Genomic DNA, 15,423 nt, shown 5'->3' on the forward strand with positions numbered 1-15,423 from the left:
TTTGTTATGGGATCACTGCAAGTCGAGCCGCACTTGAGGCAAGGCCAAGGGCATCCTTGAGGTTGTTCACGGCGATCTTCGATTTCGAGGCAAACACGACCACCTTGTCGCCGCCATAGATCCGCGGATTGCGGCTCTTGCCGGCACGAATTTCCTCGACATTGTAATTCGCGACCAGCGTGTTTTGACCGATATTGCGGTAGACGAAGACCTTCGCCGCATCGCCGACGTTGTTGAAGCCCCCGGCAAGCGCCACGGCATCGATCAGGGAGGCGTTGCTCGACACCGGATAAATACCGGCCCTGTTGACCTCGCCGTCGACGGTGATGCGCTGACCGATCGATTCCTTGACGAAGATGGTGACGTCGGGCGACTGCAGATATTTGGCGCCATAGGCGGTCTCGATTTCCTTCTCGAGCTGTCGGACGGTCTTCCCCGCTGCGGTCAGCGTTCCGATGAGCGGAAGGGAAATCTGCCCGCTGGCATCGACCTGGACGGTCCTGTTCAGATTATCGACTTGGAATACGTTGACCTCGAGCACGTCGTTTGGAGACAAGGGCTGCTCGCTGCCATTCTGGGTGTTTTGCGGCGCGGGCAGATCCTTGACGACCCTCAGGGCTCCACCACCCGAAAGCGGCGCCGACGTTGACGCGAGTTGCAGCGCATCGACCGAACTTGATGTCGGCGCCGACGAGGTGCTTGAGCAAGCCGACACGGACAACGCAAGGAGCGCGACCGTTACAACGCGCTTCGGGAAGCAAGCGCCGATCATACCGACCCACCCTTGAACAACCGCCCCAATCCCGCGAAGCGCCCAGCTTTGACGGCGCCAGTTTTCGCATGCGCCTTGCCAATGGGCTCAAGCGGACGGTTCGCCAATATGTCGCTCGGGCGCTTCACCACCATACTGTAGACCTCATCTTCCCCGCATCGCTTCGCCGCAGCGACAACCGCCTGAGACAGCCCGGGCCGCCGCCGCCTGGCGCCATGGGTATCGGACGCAATAATATCCACTCTACCTTCGTCTATCAGCTTTTCCGAATAGTAAAGTGCCGAACGCCCGAAAGCACCGATAACTGAGTCGGCGGTAATCTGGATAAGACATCCTGCCGCGTTCAATCTTTCAACAACATCGTAATTGGCCTTGATCCAGGTCAGGCGCTCGGGATGCGTAAGAATCGGGACGAAGCCGGAATCTATGAGCCGCGCCACAAGATCTTCCAGGCGCGGCGGCAGAACATGATGCGGTGGCTCGAACAGGAAATAGCGGGAGCCGTTCAATGTCGGCACGGCACCATCAGCCAATCGCTCGGGAAGATCAGGCGCCACATGAACATCCGCGCCAACATACAGCGAAAGCGGTATGCCGGCATCGCGCAACTCCTGTTCCAAGGCCCGAACGGCGCGGGTGATATTCGCGGTTCCGTTCTCATAAATGCCCGGCGTGACATGCGGCGTGCACGCCATCTCGGTCGTCCCATCCGCCACCGCCTGCCGCGCCATCTGGAGCGATTCAGCAAGACTTGGCGAACCGTCGTCGAGACCCGGCAGGATATGGGAATGCAGATCGATCATTAGCGTCTCTCGCTGCTCCGAGACAAAGCAGCCATTCCACCCCGGCAAAAGACAAATGCGTCACCCGCGATGGCGAATGACGCATTTGACAAAATCAAACAAGACGGCTGACGTCGGCTACCTGCTGACGGAATTGTCGTCATCTTGCAGGCTGAGGATCAGTGCCGCCGCGCCGCCGATAGCGCCACCGCCCAGCAGCACCGGCACCAGATCAGGCCCCGAGCTGGCAGGCACGACCGTGGCCTCGGGCGTATTGAGCGAGACGCACATGCCACCCTCCACCGGATCAACCTTCACGGTCGCGTTCGCGGGAACATCGAGCGCGCAATTCGCGCCAACGCTCAGCAACGCGGAAGCCTGCGCCCCTGTCATGATGCGCGCGCCGGAATAGACTGGCGCTTCACCCTTCACCGGCGCGTAACCACCAGCCTGGGACATCCGCACATCGCCGTTGACCTGCGTGATGTTGCCGACGGCGCTGCCGGCCACGGGCATCGCCGCGAGGCAGGAGCACGATTTCGCGGCCTGCGCGAATGCGCCTCCCGATGCCGAAAAAGAAGCGCCGGCAATCACTGCCACGAAGGCGAAGCCAACCCCAAGCCGATGACAAACTTTCATGTACACCCCTTTTAGAACCCCGCCCCGCCAGGGCAAACCACATCGCGCCAATCAAAAGCTAAAGCGATATGGTTAACGAACCAGATAAACCACATTGCTTGGCGCCGGAATACTCACCCCAATCAAATCCAATCGTCGCGACCATGCCCCACCAAGGGCGGAACAGCTGCGTGGCCGCGACCATATACCTTAGCGGCTGACGCCGTTGCCATCATCCTGCGTTGCCGCGAGCACGCCACTGGTGAGAAGCGCGCCCGAGAAAATCGCTTCAGGCGGACCAAACCCGCCACCACCGTTCGACGGAATGGCAGCCGTATGCTCCGAGCCCACGACCCTGAGACAGATGTTGTTCTCGACGCGGGAAATATCGAGGCTCGAATTCGCAGGCACATCAAGATTGCAGCCGCCGACACGGACGGATGCAACCCCCTTGGGGCCGACCACGACACGACTGCCGAAATCCAGGGCGCTTCCCGCCTTGGCAGGACCATAACCAGCCGTCTGCGCCACCATCACGTCGCCATCGACGCGCAGGATGGACCCGATCGCGCTTGCCGACCCCTGGTAGGCGGTCGCGCAGCCGCATGCCGCCTCCTCGGCGAATGACGAAACCGGACCCAATGCAACAGTAGCGACAAATCCGGCCAGCGCGCTTTTCATAACAAGGTTCATCTGTCTTGGATCCTCTTTATCCTACGTACCCTCGGGCACGCCCAAGTCAAAGGCACTTAAATCAGCCCGTAACAGCTTTTGACCCTAATTCCAACTCACTTCGCACATTCCAGATGATTCTTCACCTCTGTGTGTCCGAATAACTACAGCAATTTAGCCAAACCGAATAGACCATTTCTGATTTTTGGTTACAGGAATCCAATCCAGTCAGAATCAATTCAGAATATCCTTTCAACGTGATTGTAATCAACAACAGGTTTATCGTAAGGTATACGCCGCTGTTGGTATCTATTTCTCCTAGATTGACTAAATAGAGATACTGTCGCGCACGCGAGAATTATTTTGTATTGCACTGATGACAAGGGCGCTCGCTCGTCCCCATCCCGCACTCAGGAGCCTATTGAGTGGCGGCTGCCGGCGAAGCCCCGGGCAACCGGGCCGACGCCTCGTCAGCAGGGCTTGTAGGCGTCGCCCGCCTGCGCTGGCTGGCCGCACAGCATGCCGCCCTGGGTGAGCCTTGCGGCCAGATCCGCACCGTCCGGCATCAGACATTGCACAACAAAGGCGTCACCGAACCTGGACGCAACCTTGCCGTCACAAGGCGTGCCGGCGCCGACAGGCTTGCAGGCGACGCCGAGCCCCTGATAATCCCGCCGCGCCGCCTGCGTGATCAGCTGCCGCAACGCCTGCGGTTTCGTGAAGGCAGCACCGCAGAGCAGGATCTTGCGGCCGCCGACGCGCAGGTCATCAATGGATTGGATGTTGAGCTTGCCTTCGAAGGGCCGAACGACGGCAAGGCGCTTGGGGGGCGGCGGCGCGCCTTTCTGCGAGACAATGATGCCGAGAAAAGCGACAGCAAATAGAACAGTCACCAGAGTAAATATACCTACTCTCTTGACGGAAATCGCCGTCATTTTACGCACACCCAAAGTACCTATTAATTGATGGAATCAATCACTTTTCTATATTCTTTCAAAACTATTGCCTCATCGAATTCCCTCTCCATCTTCCGTCGCCCATTGAGACCCAGATTGTCGCGATCCCGCTTTTCCATTCGCAGCATTGCGAGCATCTTTTCTGCTAAGTCCTTCGCATCGCGAGCACGGCAAAGAAGCCCGGTGACTCCATGCTCGACGACATCTCGACATCCCGGAACGTCCGATGCGATAATGGGCTTCGCCATTGCCGACGCCTCAAGCAACGTCCGGGACAGGCCTTCCCGATAGGACGGCAACACTATGCAGTCAGAAGCCGCGATCACGTCCCGGATGTCATCCGTGGAGCCTATATAATCCACGACGCCTTCACTCTCCCATTGAGCCACAATCTCTTTCGGTATCGCCGATCTATTATCCACTCCCAGGAAGCCGTGAAGTGTGAACTTCACGTTCTTGTATTGCTCTCGCACGATGCGTGCCGCAGATATATATTCGGCAATTCCTTTATCCCATAATATTCTACCAATAAATGAAAAACGAAAAATTTGATTTTCCTGCGCATTCACTGTACGGAAATGCATTAGGTCCACGCCCGTCCCGGGCAAAAGAACTGAGCTTTCCTCGTCAACGAGACCCCTAAGCGTAAAAACTTCCATGTCTTCCGGATTCAAAAAGAAAACGCGAACAGCTTTCTTCAGTGATATTCTATACAAGATTTCCACGAAATGCTGAAGGGGTCCACCATTCAAAAATACAGTTCCCAACCCCTCTACGCTAGAGCAGAATCTGATCATTCCGGCTCATATCCTGTTGCGGCGAAGTAGTTGGCGCACTCGGTTGGTGTGAAGCAAGGCAGTGCGGCGCTGATGGTATCCCACAATTCCGCGACGGTTCGTGCGGCGGCTTTGCGTAGAATCGATTTCAGCTTGGAAAAGGCGTTCTCGATCGGGTTGAAGTCGGGGGAATAGGGCGGGAGGAACATCATCCTTGCGCCGGTTGCTTCGATCGCCACACGGGCGGCTGCGCTTTTGTGCGCCGGCAGGTTGTCGAGGATCACGACATCGTCGGGCCGCAGCGTCGGCACGAGAACCTGCTCGACATAGGCGACAAACCATTCGCCAGTCATCGGGCCGTCCAGGACCATTGGCGCGGTCATGCCAGTGAGGCGCAGGGCGCCGGTGAACGTCGTCGTCTTCCAATGGCCATGCGGGATTGGCGATCGGCACCGCATCCCGCGCTTCGTGCGCCCCCGCAGTCGAGCCATCTTTGTCGAGGCTCCGGTCTCGTCGATGAAGACCAGATGCTCGGGATCAAGATCGGGCTGGGCGTCGAACCAGGCGTTTCGTCGCGCCGCCACGTCTGGCCGCTCCTGCTCGCTGGCGTGCGCCGTTTTTTTTTGAAGGTCATGGAGTGACGATCGAGAAACCGCCAGATCGTGCTCGTCGCAAACGACGCGCCATGCTCCTGTCGCAGCAACTCGGCGAGTTCGACCAGCGTGATGTCCACCCGCCTCTCGATCGCCGCCAGGATGATGTCGCGATACGCTTCAACGCGGTGGGACCGCCTGTCGCCGCCCTGCGGCTTTGCGCAGGTGGCTCCGGTCTCGCGCCATTCCCGGACCCAACGCACCGAGCTTGCCGCCGCCACGCCAAATCGCGCCGCTGCCGCCCGTCGCGACAGGCCGCCATCAACCGCTGCGACCACCCGAGCCCGCAAATCTTCCGATAAGGATTTCGCCATGCCATGCCGGCCTCCGAATCCAGCAGATATGCTGAATCAGATTTCCAATCCCAACGAAACCCCTATCGATTCTATCCGCTCGGATTTTGCTCTAGCAGCAACCGCACCGCACCGGCCAGGACCGCCGATAGTGCAAAGACCAGTGCCGCCGCCGCGACGATCTTCGTCGGCGTGTCGAGGCCGACCCTTTCCAGGGCTGAACTGATCGCGCCTAGAGCGAGCGCCTTCTGTGGATTGGCGATCAAGGCCAGGAAAGGCAGGATAGCACCGATCGACACCAATTCAGCCAAGGCGCCGGCGAGCATCAGCGCTAAAACCGGGACAAGCTGCCGGCGACGCTTGCGCGAAATATGCGAAAACATTTCGCGCAGGGCGGAAAACATCGAGCGGCTCTTCACGCGGGAGCACCGTCCTTGAAGTACGCCCGATACCAATCCACAAGCCGCCCGACCGGCCGGTTAGCCTTGTCTATCGGCGTCGGAAACGTGACGATGAAGATACCGCATTCTCGCAGATCGGCCTTGTGGGCGGTAAATTTCAGGCGCGATGCCGCACTGATGTCGTCGCGGCTGGCTTCGAGAGTATAATCGTCACCATGCAGCAAGGCGTCTATCCTGCGCTGATTAATGTCGAAACCAACCACATCCGTCGTCGCGCCAAAGGCAATTGCCAAAGGCAATCCCACATAGCTAGGCGCGACGATGCCTATCTTTTTGGAATCCAGATTCATTTTGTCTCTTGCGCTAGCAATCTCAATGTTTGTGATGACGTCAAACCGGCCGGCTATTTCGCGCCAAAGCCGGTCAACATGGTTTTGACGGTGCGAAACACGATCAAGACGTCGAGCCAGGGCGAGAAATTCTTGATGTAGTAGAAGTCGTAGTGGAGCTTTTCCAAAACTTCCTCAACCGCCGCCACGTGGCCCTGGTTGACCTGCGCCCATCCGGTAATGCCGGGCCGAACGATGTGCCTGTAGCGGTAGAACGGCAGTTCCGCCTCATACCACCGCGACAGAACGAGCGCTTCGGGGCGCGGCCCGATCCAGCTCATTTCGCCGCGCAGGATGTTGATGGCCTGCGGCAACTCGTCGATCCGCGATTTTCTGAGGAGCCGCCCAAGGCGCGTGATGCGCGTATCACCAGCCTTGGTGATCGCCTTTTCCTTTTCGTCGCCGGCGGGAGCGGCGAGCCGCATCGTCCTGAACTTGTAGACCGTGCAGACGTTGCCCCTGTAGCCCATCCTGTCCTGGCTGAACAAAGCCGGGCCACGGGATTCAAGCCTGATCGCGAGCGCCACCAATCCAAACACCGGCGAAAAAACGACAAGGACGAACAGCGCCGCCATCCAGTCGATCGCCTGCTTTATCTTGAGGTAGGCCTGGTTCGGGTTCAGTGACCCAAGCGTGTTCTCGGAGAGATGCTCGATCTCGACGCGCTCAGTGAGCGACTCGGTGATCTGCTTGACATGGTAGACGGGCGTTCCCGACAGCGCGCGGTCGGCAATGTAGCGCTCCCACTCGTCCGACAGGTCGGCGCGAAGGTCGGCCACCACGCCACTGGCATATTGCACAATCTCGTCGGGCGACCGGATCCAGTGCCAGCTCACGCCCGAAATGCTTTCGAGCTTGTCGACATCGCCACCGGGAATGATGCCCAGGCGATAAGGATCAAGCCGCCGGGTGGCAAGGCTCAGGCCAAAATACCACAGTGTCGACTGGATGAAGCTGGCCGCCGCCTGAAACCGGCTGTAATCGATGCGGAAGAAGAAAATGGTCAGGAACACCACGCAGTAGGACAAGGCGAAGGTCGGCAGGATGTAGCCGGTGGCCGCCACGCCGGGGAAATTGCCGATACGCTTGTGGGCCAGGTATCCTGTCGTATGCGCAATGAACGCCGCGGCAATCGTCATCTGCATGTTGGGTGAGACGATCACCTCCGGATCGAATGACATCCGGATCAACGCCGGCAGCGCGATCGCAAACGTCAGCCCGCCCAGCAACTGGAAGCGCATCCGCAGCAGCAGATGCCTTTGGTTGGGCAGGTTCATGGTGGAGGCGTTCAGGTTTGTCAGGTCGTACCCTGTCAATCTTTAGACTTGGCGATTTTGGATTTGCAGCCGCCCGGTCGCGGCATGGTCACCTGAATGAGCGGCACCGGACACTTGTATATGTCCTGGATCGGTCAAGTCCGCTTCAGCCAGACTTGTATTAGCAGTTACTTTATCAAATAACGGCTACCGCACTCCCGGGTGAAAACCCGAAAGCTTATTCTTCTACACTTTACACCACACACACCGAGTACTGACGCTCTCCGGTTATGCCAGTGCGACGAGATCCCTGGACTCCAGATCCACCGGGATTTCGCCATTCATGATCGCGATCAGGACCCGGGCCCGGCCGGTCGAATCGAGACGGTCGAGACGGCCGATCATCTCCGCGAAAGGGCCTGAAAGAATCCGAACCGACGCGCCCGCGACGAGGCCCGCGCTGAAATCGAGCAAGCCGTCTTCTCCGGTCGACGCAATGAACCGCTCGACGAGGCCAGGCGGGACCGGCAATGGCCGCTCAGCCTGCATGACCAGGGACCGGACGCCGAACGTGCCGTTGACCGAGCGCCAGCGCTGCAAACCAATGTCCAGGGCCACGAACATGTAGCCCGGGAAATATGCCGCGGCGCGCGTCTCCAAGCGACGGGCGTGACGAACGGTCTTCTCATAGCGGGGCACAAAAGAAGCAAAGCCCTGTTTTTGAAGATTCTGTTCAGCGATGCTTTCTTTTCCAGGGAAAACGCCAGCAGCATACCAACGCGTTGCTGGATAGGCGAGGGGCAACGGTCGCGATGCATTTGGCACTCTGGCCACCTGGTTCGATCGAATCAAAACGCATCGCCTTCGTTATTTCCAACGCAATCGGGAATCAGAACTACGTCAGTATGGATTGGCCATCAAGTGGCCTCTCCACAATAATCCACACGACACTATTCAATCATCCCCTAACATACCAAAAAATCATGGAATAACGTTCCGGCCTTTCTGGCTTCATTTGAAAGTGTTCTGAAACCAAAATTGCCTACTTATTTTTGCAATCCATGGTATTTTGACAGTATATATCGTATTTATAGCATTTTTATATTTGATATACTTATAGTTACTCCATTCAGCCGAGGCGCTGACCATCGGCGCTCTCGACCTCGAAAACCCCAGCGCTTGCGACGCGCATCCTTTGGTGCGACGCGTCGTCACGCCGGCTCGGCTGCCACGCACTGACACCGTGTCATCATGCAGCCCTGCCCTGCTATTGGGTTGCGGCAACGACGGCGTCATTCGGCGCCATGAAGTCGATGCTTCATCGCGAACTCCAGATCAGAGCCAGACGCATATCCGAGCGGTGTAGCCCACAGGCAAGCGCGGCCGCCTTATGCAGGCGGGAAATAGCACCATGGCGCTTTGGTCTTGGGTGAAGCCCCTTTTGCCAGGGCAGCAAGGGAGAAGCCTGTTCCCGATTTGATGGATCGGGCGCCCGCAATCTATCGCGGGCTAGAATCAAGTCAGATCGATGTTCGTTTCAAAGTTGTTTCAGCAGCTTGAAAAGCCATCGCCAGGCAACCCTGTGATTGCCTGGCGATGGCCGATACCAACGATGTTCCTAAATTCAGCCGCGCTTCGGCAGCAGCGACCAGACGGCTGGCACCAGGCTCGCAGCCAGCGCGACCTTGATCAGGTCGCCGACGACGAACGGCATAACGCCGAACTGCCACGACTTCTCAGGGCCGATCAATTGCGCCAGCCAGGCAAAGCCCATCGCCATCATGATGGCTTCGGCAACCAGCATCACGCCCAGAAGCTTGACCGGATTGCGATCCCAGCCGCGATCCGCGGCCCAGCCGACGATCGCCGCCATGACCACGAAGCCGGCAAGATAGCCGCCGGTCGAGCCGAGCATATAGGCAATGCCGAGGCCCTTTTCCGGGGTGCCCTGAAAGACCGGGAAGCCCATGGCGCCCTCGGCCATGTAGAGAAGCAGGGTGGCGACGCCAAGGCGCAGGCCGAACGCGGCGGCGATCAGAAAGACCGCCAGCGTCTGCATCGAGATGTCGACAGGGCCGAGCACCACCTTCGTCTTGGCCGAAACGGTCAGCAGCAGCGTTCCCACGATGGCCAGGAAAAGCTGTGTCGCCAGCCGCGCCGCGCCCTTTTCTGGCAGAGCCAGAGAAACAAGCGGGCGCATCGTTGTTGCAATTGCCATGGTCATCCCCATTCCGGTTGCCGCTTCCTGATGATCGCGGCCTCGCGTTTTCCTATATTGGCTTCCGTGTTATGCGGCAATCGCTTTTGCCGCCTCACCAACAGAGCACGATGCCATGGCCCTTGAGTTTGATGCCCGCTTCGACCCCTCCTACGGGGGAGGTGTAATTGTGGCTCCCGGCGTGCTTCGTGTCACCGCGCCCAATCCCGGCCCCTTCACCTTTCACGGCACTAACAGCTACATTGTCGGGCAGGACACACTGGCGGTGATCGATCCGGGGCCGGACGATGACGCGCATTTTCGGACATTGCTCGCGATTATCGCTGGCAGACCGGTCAGCCACATTTTCGTCAGCCATACGCATCGCGACCATTCCCCGCTGGCAGCCCGGTTGAAAGAGCATACAGGCGCCGTTGTTCTGGCCGAGGGCCCACACCGCCCGGCCCGACCCTTGCTGATCGGAGAGGTCAATCCGCTCGACGCCAGCGCCGACACTGATTTCGTTCCGGATGTCGCGCTCCCCGACGGAAGGATTGTCGATGGTGATGGCTGGTCGCTGCGAACGGTCCTGACCCCCGGCCACACCGCCAATCATGCGGCGTTTGCGCTGGAAGGAACCGGCATCCTGTTTTCGGCAGATCACGTAATGGCGTGGGCAACCAGCATCGTGGCGCCACCGGACGGCGCAATGGCCGACTACATGGCCTCGCTGGATCGGCTGATAGAACGCGACGACCGCCTGCTGCTGCCCGGCCATGGTGGACTGGTGACGGCGCCACGCAGTTTCATGCGAGGGTTGAAGACCCACAGAAAGATGCGCGAACGGGCGATCCTGGAACGGATCAGGGGCGGCGATCGCACGATCAAGGACATGGTCAAGGCGATCTACCGCGATACCGATCCACTCCTGCACGGAGCGGCCGGGCTGTCCGTGCTTGCCCATCTGGAAGACCTGGTGGCGCGCGGCCTGGTCAGCACCGACGGCGCCCCGGCAATCGATGGCACCTTCGCGCCTGCCGCATAAATCTACTCTGCCTGGGCTGCTCCCACCTGGCCCGCGACTTCCTGGTCCAGTTCCGCCAGGAATCCCACGATGCGGGCCGCGTTGTCGCCAAGATCGTACCGACCGTAGCGTGAGGCCGACCGCATATCGACGGTAACCGTATCACCGTCGTCGGTTATCCGGATGGCCACATCGACAGGCAGATCAATCACGAAACTCCTTGCCATGGCGTTGATCGTCACCTGGCTTTGCCCGGTTGCGTCGGGATAAGGTGCGGTGAGTTGCCAATCGTGCCTGTCGACCACTGTCTCGGCGGCATCCACGATGCGATCGAAAGGCAGATTGTAGCTGCGCCCGGTGACAAGCGGGTAGCTTTCGGTTTGCAATCGCTGCTCGCCTGGAGTCGCCGGCGAAAGTTCATTCATATCCTTGGTCCGCGCGGAAACGTCGAGCACGGGAAGATCGTCGAAATCCGTCGAGATGTCCCGGAGCGGCGGATAGATTGCCGCCCAATAGGCGGCAACGCCAAAGGGAACGAGCACCAGAACCGCCAGCAGCGTGCCGACAGTCAGATCGCGGCCACCACGGTCGCCGAAATGCCACAGCCTGGAAAAGGCCAGTCCGGCAAACAGCAGCGCAAGGGCCGCAAGCAGGGCGACAATGCCGAGCACCCACAGGAAAGCCGGCGTTTCGACGACGTCATATCGATGGCCTATGAAGACGGTCAGCAGCAGAACCACCGAAAAGGCCCCGGTTCGCCGCGACCAGCCGGCAGCCTTCGACGTTTGCCGTTCACGAATACTAGCCATTATTTTCTGCACTGCCCCAACCCGTACGGAGGCTTAGAGCAAAGAGCGCTCGGGTTGAAGCGGTTCTGCCCCTCCCCATGCCTTTTCGCTTCGGTTTGAGGTGAAGGTGCAACATCGTGCTCAATCCGTCGGCAAGCGGTAGTCCCTGAATTGCTGGCGCAACGTTGTCTTCTGGATCTTGCCCGCGGCGGTGTGGGGGATCTCGCCGACAAAAGCGATATCATCGGGCATCCACCATCTGGCCACCTTGCCGTCCATGAATTCGAGAATATCCGTCTTGGTCGGGTCCTTGCCCGGCTTGCGGACGATGACGAGCAAGGGCCGCTCGCCCCATTTCGAGTGGGCAACGCCGATGGCGGCCGCTTCGGCCACATCCGGATGGCCGACGGCGAGATTCTCCAGGTCAATGGTCGAAATCCACTCGCCACCCGACTTGATGACGTCCTTTGCGCGATCGGTGATCTGCATATAACCGCCGGCGTCGATATGCGCGACGTCTCCCGTATCGAACCAGCCCTCTTTGTCGAACTGTTCGGAACCCGCGCCGCCATAATAAGCACGGGCAACGGCCGGTCCGCGCACCTTGAGGCGTCCGAATGTCTTGCCGTCCCAAGGCTGCGCATTGTCGTCGTCATCGGTCACCTTCATCTCGACGCCGAAGGGCGGATAACCTTGCTTCTGCTGGACATCAAGCCGGGCCTCGCCCTGGAGGCCGGCATACTCCGGCTTCAACGTGCAAAGCGTGCCCAGCGGAGACATTTCGGTCATGCCCCAGGCATGAATGACCTGGACGTCGTAATTGTCCTGGAATTTCTGCATGATCGCGCGCGGGCAGGACGAGCCGCCAATCACGACCTTGTTCAGATGGGGAAGCTTCTTGCCGGTCTCCTCCAGATATTGAAGCAGCATCATCCATACGGTCGGGACGGCGGCACTGAATGTCACCTTCTCGGTATCGAGCAGCTCGTAGATCGAAGCGCCATCCATCTTGCAGCCAGGCATGACCAGCTTGGCGCCGATCATCGGCGCGCTCTGGCCAAGGCCCCAGGCATTGGCATGGAACATGGGGACAACCGCCAGGATGGTATCGCGCGACGAGATTCCCATCGCGTCGGGCATGGCGGCGATCATGGCGTGAAGCACGTTGGAACGATGGCTGTAGAGGACGCCCTTCGGGTCTCCGGTCGTGCCTGATGTGTAGCACATGCCGGCGGCGGTGTTTTCGTCGAACGTCTTCCAGGTGAAGTCGCCATCGGCCTCCGCCAGCCATTCCTCGTAGGCAACGACATTCGGCAGCGCTGTTTGCGGCATATGTGCCTTGTCCGTCAGCACGATCACCTGCTTCAACGACCGGACGGCACCGGCGATCTTCTCCAGCAGCGGCATGAATGTCAGGTCGACGAAGACAGCCTTGTCCTCGGCGTCGTTCATGATCCAGGTGATCTGCTCGGGAAAGAGGCGCGGATTGAGCGTATGGTAGATCGCGCCGACACCCATGATGCCGTACCAGGCCTCGATGTGGCGCGCGGTATTCCAGGCCAACGTCGCGATGCGGTCCCCGGGCCCATATCCGTCGCGCTCAAGCCGCTGGGCAACCTTCAGGGCACGACCATGGATTTTGGCGTAGCTGGTGCGGACAACCGGGCCCTCGATCGAACGCGAAACTATTTCGCGGTCGCCGTGTTGCCGGGCCGCGTTGTCGATCAGCTTGTGGCAAAGCAGCGGCCATTCCTGCATCAGTCCGAGCATTCCGTTCCTCCCCTACGCCATGCGCGATGCGCGATGCTTTCGCTCCATTGTGGAACGAACCGAGCGATTGTCCAGCCACGACCCGGTTGAAGCGGTGCTTTGATCGAAATGACCTGAAAAACCGCCATAATCCGGCCATCGTCGGCGTTAAGGTTCGTTAACGGGGCGGGGTGCGATTGGCGACAGACAGAGGTTCGCATGGACGCGCAGCTCGACGACGAGATTCTCGAAAATTCGCTTGCCGAAAGCCTGGCCGATCTGGTGCCGGACCCGAAAACTGTTTCAGAAGACGAATTTGTTGAAGTCGTCGGCGGCGCTCTTGAGGCTGTCGGTGGTACCTTGCTCTTCAAGATGTGCGTTCAAAACCAGGGCGAGGGTCAGCACGTCGCCGCGGCCTCCGTGGGCGATGGCGGCAATCGCCAGTTCCTGCTCCTGACCCTGCCGACGGGTGGCGGCGCCCTCAAGGTCGAAACCGCATCGAAAAGCACGAACCCGGTTGCAGGGATCGCCGCGGCCTATGCCGGACTGATGGACGCATTCAAGGCGGCGGCCTGATCCCTACCGGCTCGCTCTCAACCGCCTGGCTCAACAAGCGAGGCAGGTATCAGCCTTGCGGAACAGGATTGCCCGACACACTTTAGAGGTTCGCCCCCTCGACCGAGGCAAAGGAGAACCCGCATGGATAAGCTTGCAAACCCCGCCCCCGGCTTTCAACGCAATCCGGGCAAGGTGATTACAGTCGAACCTTACCACGGAACCGTTACCGTGCGCGCCGGCGACACGATCGTTGCCTCATCCAGGAATGCCAAAGTGCTGACGGAGGCCCCCTATCCCGCGGCCTTCTACATTCCTTTCGGCGACATCAATTTCGAACAGCTGCGCAAGACGGAACTGTCGAGCCATTGCCCCTACAAGGGCGATGCCAGCTACTGGAGCGTGCTGCCAGCCAGTGACGGCAAGGACGCGATGTGGGCCTACGAGCAGCCTTTCGACGAGATGGCGGAAATCCGCGACCATGGCGCGTTCTACGCGAACAAGGTCTCGATTGAAGCAAGCAAGGACTGAACTGGCGCGAAAGCTGCCTGGGACGACGATCAGTCGGTGGTGCCGTGGCTGCCGATGCCATCGGCATCATCCAGCCGCACGAAAGTCAGCCCCTTGGCCTTGAGTGCCAGAAGGCCTTGGACCACGCCTTCGCCGGCCGCGTGAGTCGGCTGGTTGATGTGCGAGATGATGACGTCACCATCCTTGGCGGCGGCGATGCGTCTGGCAGTCTCCTTGGCGCCCAGCAAGGAACCACCGTCGCCGTTGATCGAGAACCCTGCGATCTTAAAGCCAAGCTTACGGATCATGGCGATGGCCGATGGGCTGTATTCGGCGGTCGCGCCACGAAACCATTTCGGTGCCGGCTCACCCGTCTTGGCCAATGCGGCAGCGCCCGACTCAACCTCGGCCAGAACCGCCTCGGGGCTGCCGGCGGTGCGGATGCCGTAGATCTTTTGCGGCGTGTCGACAGCCGGGACATGATGGCCGCCGTGGTTTTCCAATTCGAACAGGTCCGGATGCGCTCGCATGATCTCGACGGCGGCAGCGTTGCGCTTCAGCCAGATGCCGGTGACAAAAATGGTGGCTGGAATCTTGTTTTCGACGAGAGCCGAGAGGATCCGATTGTCGGTCTGTCCGCCGCAGGCATCAAGCGTCAGCGCGACGCGGCCGCTGCCGCCGGTTTCCGGCTTGATATGCAATGTCGGCTCGACCAGCGGGGCGGCATGGCCTGCAGAGACCGCCGAAATCGAGATGGCGATAGCGCAAAGATATTTTTGGAACAGGCACATGGTTTGGTTTTCCAGACGGGTAGATAACTCACCGACCCCACCGCCCGCATCAAGGCGGAAATCAGGATGATGCATACCCAAAAACCAACGTCGCGACAATTTGACCGCAACGTCGGCCATTGCAAGCGTGGCGTCAGAAGGCAGCTTTCACGTCAGTACCCGAAAGGACTTCACGCACCGCACTGACCACGGACCCGACATCCAGATGCCAGACGGCGGCTAATTTGCGAAACGGTAAGCC

Annotated in this window: 18 protein-coding genes; 3 read left to right on the forward strand and 15 right to left on the reverse strand. The window is 59.5% G+C overall.

Annotated features, from left to right (window positions below; genetic code table 11):
* Positions 1-4 precede the first annotated feature (4 nt).
* From LGH82_RS10590 to LGH82_RS10645, 12 genes are all read right to left on the reverse strand, one after another.
* On the reverse strand, positions 5-772 hold the full coding sequence (locus tag LGH82_RS10590; RefSeq protein WP_227348435.1) for a polysaccharide biosynthesis/export family protein: 768 nt from the start codon (positions 770-772) through the stop codon (positions 5-7).
* The gene (locus tag LGH82_RS10595) at positions 769-1,575 is read right to left on the reverse strand and encodes a tyrosine-protein phosphatase (protein ID WP_227348436.1); all 807 of its coding nucleotides are present in this window, start codon (positions 1,573-1,575) and stop codon (positions 769-771) included. The genes LGH82_RS10590 and LGH82_RS10595 overlap by 4 nt, the downstream gene beginning before the upstream one ends.
* 117 nt (positions 1,576-1,692) lie before the next feature.
* On the reverse strand, positions 1,693-2,064 hold the full coding sequence (locus LGH82_RS10600; RefSeq protein ID WP_227348437.1) for a hypothetical protein: 372 nt from the start codon (positions 2,062-2,064) through the stop codon (positions 1,693-1,695).
* A 318-nt stretch (positions 2,065-2,382) separates the two neighbouring features.
* The gene (locus LGH82_RS10605) at positions 2,383-2,865 is read right to left on the reverse strand and encodes a hypothetical protein (RefSeq protein WP_227348438.1); all 483 of its coding nucleotides are present in this window, start codon (positions 2,863-2,865) and stop codon (positions 2,383-2,385) included.
* A 449-nt stretch (positions 2,866-3,314) separates the two neighbouring features.
* Positions 3,315-3,779, reverse strand: a complete 465-nt coding sequence (locus LGH82_RS10610) for a hypothetical protein (protein ID WP_227348439.1) — start codon at positions 3,777-3,779, stop codon at positions 3,315-3,317.
* 23 nt (positions 3,780-3,802) lie between these two features.
* Entirely contained in the window at positions 3,803-4,597 is a 795-nt protein-coding gene (locus LGH82_RS10615; RefSeq protein ID WP_227348440.1) for a glycosyltransferase family 4 protein, read from the reverse strand.
* A protein-coding gene (locus LGH82_RS10620) for an IS630 family transposase (RefSeq protein ID WP_227343924.1) occupies positions 4,594-5,543 on the reverse strand; the annotation gives its coding sequence in 2 pieces (ribosomal slippage) (positions 4,594-5,201 and positions 5,201-5,543; 951 coding nt in all). The genes LGH82_RS10615 and LGH82_RS10620 overlap by 4 nt, the downstream gene beginning before the upstream one ends.
* Before the next feature lie 71 nt (positions 5,544-5,614).
* On the reverse strand, positions 5,615-5,941 hold the full coding sequence (locus LGH82_RS10625; protein ID WP_227348441.1) for a hypothetical protein: 327 nt from the start codon (positions 5,939-5,941) through the stop codon (positions 5,615-5,617).
* Positions 5,938-6,273, reverse strand: coding sequence for a hypothetical protein (locus LGH82_RS10630; protein ID WP_227348442.1), 336 nt, complete (start codon positions 6,271-6,273; stop codon positions 5,938-5,940). The genes LGH82_RS10625 and LGH82_RS10630 overlap by 4 nt, the downstream gene beginning before the upstream one ends.
* A gap of 53 nt (positions 6,274-6,326) precedes the next feature.
* Entirely contained in the window at positions 6,327-7,589 is a 1,263-nt protein-coding gene (locus LGH82_RS10635; protein WP_227348443.1) for a sugar transferase, read from the reverse strand.
* A gap of 267 nt (positions 7,590-7,856) precedes the next feature.
* Positions 7,857-8,393 carry a transcription termination/antitermination protein NusG gene (gene nusG / locus LGH82_RS10640; RefSeq protein ID WP_227348444.1) on the reverse strand — a complete coding sequence of 179 codons (537 nt, stop codon included), beginning with the start codon at positions 8,391-8,393 and terminating at the stop codon, positions 7,857-7,859.
* Between the two features lie 799 nt (positions 8,394-9,192).
* Positions 9,193-9,786, reverse strand: a complete 594-nt coding sequence (locus LGH82_RS10645) for a biotin transporter BioY (RefSeq protein WP_227348445.1) — start codon at positions 9,784-9,786, stop codon at positions 9,193-9,195.
* A 115-nt stretch (positions 9,787-9,901) separates the two neighbouring features.
* Here LGH82_RS10645 and LGH82_RS10650 point away from each other — a divergent pair, with 115 nt between their 5' ends.
* Positions 9,902-10,810, forward strand: a complete 909-nt coding sequence (locus LGH82_RS10650; RefSeq protein ID WP_227348446.1) for an MBL fold metallo-hydrolase — start codon at positions 9,902-9,904, stop codon at positions 10,808-10,810.
* Between the two features lie 2 nt (positions 10,811-10,812).
* Here LGH82_RS10650 and LGH82_RS10655 read toward each other — a convergent pair whose 3' ends face one another.
* Together LGH82_RS10655 and LGH82_RS10660 are read right to left on the reverse strand one after the other, a co-directional pair.
* The gene (locus LGH82_RS10655; protein WP_227348447.1) at positions 10,813-11,598 is read right to left on the reverse strand and encodes a DUF1499 domain-containing protein; all 786 of its coding nucleotides are present in this window, start codon (positions 11,596-11,598) and stop codon (positions 10,813-10,815) included.
* 120 nt (positions 11,599-11,718) lie between these two features.
* A complete protein-coding gene (locus LGH82_RS10660) occupies positions 11,719-13,347 on the reverse strand; it encodes a fatty-acid--CoA ligase (RefSeq protein WP_227348448.1) in 1,629 nt (542 codons plus the stop codon).
* 198 nt (positions 13,348-13,545) lie between these two features.
* Between LGH82_RS10660 and LGH82_RS10665 the strand changes: the two genes are divergently transcribed.
* Together LGH82_RS10665 and LGH82_RS10670 are read left to right on the forward strand one after the other, a co-directional pair.
* A complete protein-coding gene (locus LGH82_RS10665) occupies positions 13,546-13,902 on the forward strand; it encodes a hypothetical protein (protein ID WP_227348449.1) in 357 nt (118 codons plus the stop codon).
* Positions 13,903-14,025: 123 nt separating this feature from the next.
* Complete coding sequence (locus LGH82_RS10670; RefSeq protein WP_227348450.1) at positions 14,026-14,412, forward strand: DUF427 domain-containing protein; 387 nt, start codon at positions 14,026-14,028, stop codon at positions 14,410-14,412.
* Between the two features lie 29 nt (positions 14,413-14,441).
* Here the strand turns inward: LGH82_RS10670 and LGH82_RS10675 are convergent, their stop codons facing one another.
* Positions 14,442-15,182 carry a polysaccharide deacetylase family protein gene (locus LGH82_RS10675; protein ID WP_227349548.1) on the reverse strand — a complete coding sequence of 247 codons (741 nt, stop codon included), beginning with the start codon at positions 15,180-15,182 and terminating at the stop codon, positions 14,442-14,444.
* Positions 15,183-15,423: the final 241 nt, after the last annotated feature.

The organism is Mesorhizobium sp. PAMC28654 (assembly GCF_020616515.1).
Classification (GTDB): Bacteria; Pseudomonadota; Alphaproteobacteria; order Rhizobiales; family Rhizobiaceae; genus Mesorhizobium.